At 72.4% G+C, this 7606-nt stretch carries 6 protein-coding genes; 1 reads left to right on the plus strand and 5 read right to left on the minus strand.

Annotated elements, in window-relative coordinates:
* Window positions 1-11 precede the first annotated feature (11 nt).
* The 5 genes from AB0L74_RS23255 to AB0L74_RS23275 form a co-directional block, all read right to left on the minus strand.
* Window positions 12-2342: an FtsX-like permease family protein gene (locus AB0L74_RS23255; protein ID WP_365655457.1), complete on the minus strand. Its 2331-nt coding sequence runs from the start codon at window positions 2340-2342 to the stop codon at window positions 12-14.
* A complete protein-coding gene (locus AB0L74_RS23260) occupies window positions 2339-3028 on the minus strand; it encodes an ABC transporter ATP-binding protein (protein WP_365655460.1) in 690 nt (229 codons plus the stop codon). The genes AB0L74_RS23255 and AB0L74_RS23260 overlap by 4 nt, the downstream gene beginning before the upstream one ends.
* Window positions 3025-3549 carry a PadR family transcriptional regulator gene (locus tag AB0L74_RS23265; RefSeq protein ID WP_365655463.1) on the minus strand — a complete coding sequence of 175 codons (525 nt, stop codon included), beginning with the start codon at window positions 3547-3549 and terminating at the stop codon, window positions 3025-3027. The genes AB0L74_RS23260 and AB0L74_RS23265 overlap by 4 nt, the downstream gene beginning before the upstream one ends.
* 204 nt (window positions 3550-3753) lie before the next feature.
* Window positions 3754-4023 (minus strand): hypothetical protein, encoded by a 270-nt coding sequence (locus AB0L74_RS23270; protein WP_365655466.1) that lies wholly within the window; start codon window positions 4021-4023, stop codon window positions 3754-3756.
* Window positions 4020-4955, minus strand: coding sequence for an SPFH domain-containing protein (locus AB0L74_RS23275; RefSeq protein ID WP_365655469.1), 936 nt, complete (start codon window positions 4953-4955; stop codon window positions 4020-4022). Before AB0L74_RS23275 ends, AB0L74_RS23270 begins: the two co-directional genes overlap by 4 nt.
* 275 nt (window positions 4956-5230) lie before the next feature.
* Between AB0L74_RS23275 and AB0L74_RS23280 the strand changes: the two genes are divergently transcribed.
* The coding region (locus AB0L74_RS23280) for a transglycosylase domain-containing protein (protein ID WP_365655472.1) at window positions 5231-7606 on the plus strand (2376 nt) is incomplete at its 3' end.

Here is a 7606-nt window from a genome sequence, read left to right on the forward strand (position 1 = left end):
CCGGCGGGCGGCTACTCGGTGCGCAGCCCGTCCGGCCGCATCAGCCGCAGCAGCGGCGGCAGGCTGAGCAGGGTCACCACCAGGACGACCGCGGCGCCGGCACCGGTCATCGACAGCACGCTCGTCCAGTCGACGCGCACCGGGGTGTCCGTCATCTTCAGCAGCACCGCGCCCAGGCTGAGCCCCACCACCGAGGCCAGCAGCAGGCCGAGGGCGATCGGGACGGCCGTCTGCCACAGCACCGACAGGCTCAGCGTGCGTCGCCGGGTGCCGAACGCCACCAGCGACGACAGCAGCTTGCGCCGCTCGCGCAACTGCTCCAGCTGGGAGACGAGCAGGCTCGCCCCGATCAGCGCCAGGACACACGCGGCGCCGGCGAACAGACCGGTGCGGATGGAGGTGAACCGGCCGGACCGCTCGGTGGCCGCCCATGTCGTGGCGTTCGCCATCGGGTGCAGGGCCGCGGCGGTGTTGCGCACCTGCTCCCGCGCGTTCTGGGCCGACCGGTCAAGGGCCACGTAGACCTCCTGGAACAGCGTCGCCCCGGCCCCGGCGGGCAGCGCCCCCCGGGTGATCAGGAAACCGCCCCGCTCGGCACCGGTCAGCCAGGTGCGCGGACGCGCCCGCTTGAGGTCCCGCGGCACCCGCCAGGCGACCGAGGCCCGCTCCGGGCCGCCCTCGTAGGACGGGTCGAGGTAGAGCGTGCGGCCCGGCACGGCGAGCTTGGCCGTGTCGGTGTCGTACTCCACCCCCGGGACCGCGAACACGTCGCCGTCCTCGCAGGACGGCAGGGTGGCGATCTCCCGCAGGGCGGCGCAGTCGCCGGCCGTCACCCAGGTGCTCAAGCGCGGCTCCCTGCGCCGGTCGCCGGTCATGCCCTCGGCGTAGGCGTACACCGCGCGCACGCCCTCGGTGCGCCGCAGCTTCGCGGCGGCGCTCTCCAGCGGCACCGCTCGCGGCACGTCCACCTGCATCTGCGCGCGCGTCAGGTCGTGGCCGGTGCTCTTCGTGTAGTCGTCGTCCACGCCCGCGAACAGCATCTGGAGCGCGATCGCCCCGGCGACGGCCACCGCGATGCCGTTGACCATGCGGGCCGCCGTACCGCTGCTCAGCTGGAGCCGGCGCACGGCCAGCTGCCAGGAGACCGCGCCGCCGCCGAGCCGGGCGACGACCGTCTCCACCACCCACGGCAGCAGCGTGGTCACGCCGACCAGCAGCAGGACCACACCGCCGGTGACGAGGTACTGGTTGAACTCGCCGTGGGCGCGGCCCATGCCGACCATGGGGTAGAGCAACCCGAGGCCGGCCAGCGGCAGCAGCAGCCGCCACCACAGCCGGCGCCGCGCGGGCTTGGCCGCGCGGACCACGCCCAGCGGTTCGATGACCACGCCGCGCAGCGCCAGCAGCGTCACCAGCACGGCCGCCGCCGGGACCGCCACCGCGACCAGCAGGGCCAGCAGCGGCGAGGGGTTGAGATAGCTCGGGAACACGCTGACGCGGTACACCTCGACGCCGCCCGCCACCTCACGGCCGATCAGGAAGAAGACGGCACCGAAGACCAGGCCCAGCACCGCGCCCGCCAGCGCCTCGCCGGCGGCGATCCGCCGGGTCATCCCGCTGTCCGCGCCCACCAGCCGCAGCGCCGCCAGCCGCCGGTCGCGCCGCTCGCCGCCGAACCGCACGGCGGCGGCGATGAAGACCGCGACCGGCATCAGCAGTACGACGAAGACGACCAGGACCAGCAGGAGCAGGACCGGGTCCATCCGCTCCGAGGGCGCGTCGAAGCCGAACGCGTCGATCCGGGTCGCCCGGGCGTCGTCGATGTACGCGGCGAGATCCTCACCGCCCCGGTAGAAGGCGAGCTCCGTCGAGCCGATCAGGCCGCTCTCGCCGATGGTGCCGACGATCCGGTCCGGCAGCCGCTCCCGCAGCAGCCTCCCGGAGTCCGACTCCAGCAGCTTCTTCAGCGCGGGCGAGACCACCATCTCGCCGACCGCCGGGAACCGGTCCACGCCTGGCGGCAGCGGGGCCCGCGGCCCCTCGGGCTCCAGCGCGCGGCCCCGTACGGTCGTGTCCCCGAAGTCCGTGTCGACGTGGGCGACCACGACGGTGTCGGCCGCCGGGGGGATCCGCGCGGAGACGACGAGGTCGTCCGAACGCGCCATCTCCCGGTCGTGCCGGGCGGCGAGCGCGTTCGGGATCGCCGTGGTCAGCAGCAGCAGCGCCACCCCCAGCCCCACGCCCACGGCCGTCAGCAGGGCCCGGACCCATCCCTCGCGTCCGCCGGTGAACGCGAACCGGACGCCCAGGGCCAGGTCCCGGGTCCACTGCCGCGCGCTCATATGGCGTGCTCCATGTCCCGGGACTTCCCGTCCCGTACGACGATCTCCCGGTCGGAGTAGGCGGCCACCCGCGCCTCGTGCGTGACCAGGACGACGGCGGCGTTGGTGGCGCGGGCGGCCTCGGTGAGCAGCTCCATCACCCGCTCCCCGTTGAGGGAGTCCAGCGCGCCGGTCGGCTCGTCGGCGAACAGCACCCGCGGGTGGGTGACCAGCGCGCGGGCGACCGCGACCCGCTGCCCCTGCCCGCCGGAGACCTCGCCGGGCCGCTTCTTCCCCAGGTCGTCGACCTCCAGGCGCTCCAGCCAGGACAGCGCGGCCCGCTCCGCCTCCTTGCGGGGCGTGCCGTTGAGCCGCAGCGGCAGGGCCACGTTCTCCACACAGGTCAGCTCCGGCACGAGCTGCCCGAACTGGAAGACGAACCCGAACTCGCCGCGCCGCAGCGCGCTGCGCTGGGCGTCGTTCATGGCGGACAGCTCGCGCCCGTCGTAGGTGATGGTCCCCGAGTCGGGGGTCACGATCCCGGCGAGGCAGTGCAGCAGCGTCGACTTGCCGGACCCGGAGGGGCCCATGACGGCGACGATCTCACCGGGGTGGATGGAGAACCCGGCGCCGTCGAGCGCGACGGTCGGGCCGTACGTCTTGTGCAGCCGCTCGGCGGCGAGCAGGGAACCGGCGGGGGCCGTCATCGGGTCACCGCTTCCCGGAGCTTGTCGAGCCGGGCCGCGGTCAGCTCCAGCCAGCGCAGGTCGGCCTCCAGATGGAACAGGGCGTGGTCGCAGATGAGCTGGTCGGCCAGGTCGCCCTTGCGCTTGCGGTCGGTGAGGACGCGCATGCCGCGCAGATGCTCCGAGCGCTGGGTGTCGAGGATGTCGGCGGCGTCGCGCCGGGTGAGCAGCGCCAGGACGACCTTGGTGTACAGGGTCGACTGGAGGTACGGCTCGGGCTTCTCCGGCGTGGCGAGCCACTGCTCGACGTCCGTGATCCCGGCGTCGGTGATCGCGTACCGCTTGCGCTCGGGCCCGCCGCCCGACTCGATGCCGTCGACCTCGACGAGGCCGTTCTTCAGCAGGCGGGACATGGTCGAGTAGACCTGGCCGTAGTGGAGCGGCCGGTCGTGGCCGAACTTCTCGTCGAAGGCCCGCTTGAGGTCGTAGCCGTGGCGGGGCCCGGACTCCAGGAGTCCGAGGAGGGTGTGACCGATGGACATGCCGTCACTCTACACAGGGTGTATACGCGATGTGTATACACCCTGTGTGTACGGCGGGGCGAGGCCGGTGAACGGGCGGTTCGGGGGCCGTTCGGGGGTGGCTCAGGGGTGATTCGAGGCTGGTTCCGGGGTCCGCCGGGCCGGGCGGTGCGGGTCCGCGCGCCCGGCGTGTCCGGCCCCGCGCGGCCCGGTCCGCCCGCCCCGTCAGCTCTCCGGTTCCGCCGGGCGGCCGGGCGCCCCGGGGTCGGCGGGCGGCCGTCCCCGGCGCGGGATGGGGCCGGCGCCGCCGGGCAGGCGGCCGGCCTCCGCCAGCGCCCGGCGCAGCAGGAACTCGATCTGCGCGTTGGCCGAGCGCAGTTCGTCGCCCGCCCAGCGGGCCAGTGCCTCGTACACCAGCGGGTCCAGCCGCAGCAGGACCTGCTTGCGCTGCTGCGGCCGGCGCCGCGGGGCGGAGTCCCCGGAAGGAGCGGTCACTGGTAGAGCGTCCCCGTGTTCAGGACGGGCTGTGCGGAGCGGTCCCCGCAGAGCACCACCATGAGGTTCGACACCATCGCCGCCTTCCGCTCCTCGTCCAGCTCCACGATGTCCTGCTGCGCGATCCGGGCGAGCGCCGCCTCGACCATCCCGACCGCCCCGTCCACGATCTGCCGCCGCGCCGCGACGACCGCCCCGGCCTGCTGCCGCTGGAGCATCGCGGAGGCGATCTCCGGAGCGTACGCCAGGTGGGTGAAGCGGGACTCGATGATCTGCACACCGGCCGCCTCCACGCGCGCGTGGAGCTCGACGGCGAGCTTCTCGGTGATCTCCTCGGCGTTGCCGCGCAGCGACAGGCCGTCCTCCTCGTGGGCGTCGTAGGGGTACTCGATGGCGATGTGCCGCACGGCCGCCTCGGTCTGGGTGGAGACGAACTCGATGTAGTCGTCGACCTCGAAGGTGGCCTGCGCGGTGTCCTCCACCCGCCACACCACGACGGCGGCCAGCTCGATCGGGTTGCCGTAGGCGTCGTTGACCTTCAGGACGGCCGTCTCGTGGTTGCGGACCCGGGTCGAGATCTTGGTGCGCGAGGTGAGCGGGTTCACCCAGCGCAGCCCGTCCTGCCGGATCGTGCCCCGGTACCGCCCGAAGAGCTGCACGACCCGCGCCTCGCCCGGCGCGACCATGTTCAGCCCGCACACCGCGACGAACGCGGCGAGGGCGACCAGGGCGCCGACGACGATCAGCGCGGCCTTGGCGCCGGCCGCCGGGACCGCCGTCGCGGCGACGATCATGCCGATTCCGGCCAGCAGCCCGAGCAGGCCCAGCAGCAGGGCCAGCCCCCCGCCGATGCTGTGCGCCGGGAACTCCCGGACGCGTGGGGCCGGCATCTCCGGGACGTCGGCGGCGGCCTGGGCGTGATGCGTGGACATGGGTGTCCCCCCGTTCTCGTGCCGCGGGGCCCCGCGTCTGCCCGGCCCCGCATAGCGTACGTCTAGCTAACTGCTATCACTTTACCCGTCGTCGGCAACCTCACACCCCGCCCGTGCGTCGGTTCCCACGGGGTGGGTGCTGATTGTCACGTCCGTAAAAGACCGGATCGGGCGCCCTTTGTCGTATCTGGCGGTGTTAGCTTTCTGAGCTGACCTGAGCGTGGAACCTGTGTGACTGCTGAGCACACGTGAACGAATCGGAGCGGATCGGACCGATGGGACGAGCGGAAGAGAGGCGAGCGCGGCAGCGCGGTGGCCGCCGCGCGGCGCCGAGGCGTCGCCGTTCGTCGGGCGCGGCCGGGAAGGGCGGCATACGCCGGCTGTTCACCTGGAAGAAGATCCTCGGCGCGTTCTTCGGCCTGTGCCTGCTCGGCATGGGCGCCTTCATCGTGCTGTACATGGTCATCGACATCCCCGAGGGGAACGCCGACGCCAAGCTCCAGAGCAACGTCTACAAGTACAGCGACGGCTCGGTCATGACCCGCGACGGCGACCGCAACCGCGAGATCGTCGACCTGGCCAAGGTGCCCAGGGACGTCCAGCACACCTTCGTCGCCGCCGAGAACAAGACCTTCTACAAGGACGCCGGCGTCGACCTCAAGGGCACCGCGCGCGGTCTGCTCAACACCCTGGCGGGCAAGGGCGCGCAGGGCGGCTCCACGATCACCCAGCAGTACGTCAAGAACTACTACCTCACCCAGGACCAGACCATCTCGCGCAAGCTGAAGGAACTGGTCATCTCCCTGAAGCTGGACCGCGAGAAGTCCAAGGACTACATCCTCGCCGGGTACGTCAACACCAGCTACTACGGCCGCGGCGCCTACGGCATCCAGGCCGCCGCGCAGGCCTACTACCGCGTCGACGCCGAGGACCTCACCGTCGAGCAGGGCGCCTACCTGGCGGCCCTGCTCCAGGCGCCGAACCAGTACGACTGGGCGATCGCCTCGGACACCGGCAAGAAGCTGGTCCGGGAGCGCTGGAACTACGTCCTGGACAACATGGTCGAGCAGCACTGGCTGGACGCCGCCGAGCGCCGGGCCATGAAGTTCCCGGTGCCGAAGGAGCCGAGGCCCGACCCCGGCATGGGCGGCCAGACCGGTTACCTGGTGAACGCGGCCAACGCCGCGCTGGCGCGGCAGCTGGTCGCGCAGGGCAGCGCCGAGGACGTGAAGCAGGCCCAGGCCATGGTCGACGCCGGCGGCTGGACCCTCACCCTCAACATCGACAAGAAGAAGCAGGCGGCGCTGGAGCGGTCCGTCAAGACGCAGCTCACCAGCAAGCTGGACCCCGAGGGGAACGAGGCCGACGCCGGCGTCCAGGCGGGCGCGGTCTCCGTCGACCCGAAGACCGGCGCGGTCGTCGCGATGTACGGCGGCACGGACTACCTGAAGCACTTCACCAACAACGCCACCCGCGACGACTACCAGCCCGCCTCCACCTTCAAGCCGGTCATCCTGGCCGCCGCCGTCGACGAGGACGCCACCACCCAGGACGGCACGCCGATCACCGCGAACACGCTGTACGACGGCACCAGCAAGCGCCCGGTCGTGGACCGCGGCCGCAAGGTCGGCTTCGCCCCCGAGAACGAGGACGACGTCGACTACGGCGACGTCACCGTCCAGCAGGCGATGAACAAGTCCGTCAACTCCGTCTTCGCGCAGATGGGCGTCGACGTCGGCATGGACAAGGTGGTGGAGGTCGCCGGCAAGCTCGGCATGGAGACCGAGGGCATGGACGCGGTGCCCGCGCAGACCCTGGGCTCGATGGGCGCGAGCCCGCTGGAGATGGCCGGGGTCTACGCCACCCTCGACAACCACGGCAAGAAGGTCACCCCGGCCGTCGTGAAGTCGGTCGAGCACAACTCCCGCAAGGTGGAGCTCCCCGACCCGGTCGGCGAGCAGGTCATCAGCCGCGAGGCCGCCGACACGGTCACCTCCGTGCTGACCGGCGTGGTCGACGACGGCACGGCCCGGAAGTCCGTGCGGGACAACCCGCTGCGCGGCGGCCAGCAGGTCGCCGGCAAGACCGGCACGTCCGACAACAACAAGTCGGCCTGGTTCACCGGCTACACCCCGGACCTGGTCACCTCCGTCGGCCTGTTCGGCGAGGACCCCGAGCCGCCGCACCGGCAGGTCCCCCTGTACGGCGCGGGCGGCGAGGACCGCGTCAACGGCGGCGGGTTCCCGGCGCAGATCTGGGCGGCGTACACCTTCGGCGTGCTGGACGGGATCAGCCGGTTCGACCTGGAGACCAAGCAGGGCGCGGCGGTCCAGCCGACCCGGACGGTGACGCCGACGCCGGCCCCGACCCCGACGCCCACCGAGGAGCCGACGACCGAGGAGCCCACCTCCGCGCCGCCGACCTCCCAGACGCCGTCGCCGACGCCGACGACCCAGTCGCCGAGCCCGACGCCGACGACCGAGTCGCCGAGCCCGACGCCGACGACCCCGTCGCCGACGACGGAGGAACCGGAGAACCCGTTCTTCCCGGGAGGGGACGACGAGGAGCGTCCCGATCGAGGAGAGCGTCGGCACCATGGCGGAGCTGGTGCGCGAAGGCAAGGTCAAGCACCTCGGGCTGAGCGAGGTCAC

Source organism: Streptomyces sp. NPDC052020 (genome assembly GCF_040680575.1).
Lineage (GTDB): Bacteria > Actinomycetota > Actinomycetes > Streptomycetales > Streptomycetaceae > Streptomyces.

What these genes read in the sequence shown, in the direction of transcription:
- AB0L74_RS23255 (WP_365655457.1), bottom strand. Translation starts at nt 2,342, where the DNA reads ATGAGCGCGCGGCAGTGGACCCGGGACCTGGCCCTGGGCGTCCGGTTC.
- AB0L74_RS23260 (WP_365655460.1), bottom strand. Translation starts at nt 3,028, where the DNA reads ATGACGGCCCCCGCCGGTTCCCTGCTCGCCGCCGAGCGGCTGCACAAG.
- AB0L74_RS23265 (WP_365655463.1), bottom strand. Translation starts at nt 3,549, where the DNA reads ATGTCCATCGGTCACACCCTCCTCGGACTCCTGGAGTCCGGGCCCCGC.
- AB0L74_RS23275 (WP_365655469.1), bottom strand. Translation starts at nt 4,955, where the DNA reads ATGTCCACGCATCACGCCCAGGCCGCCGCCGACGTCCCGGAGATGCCG.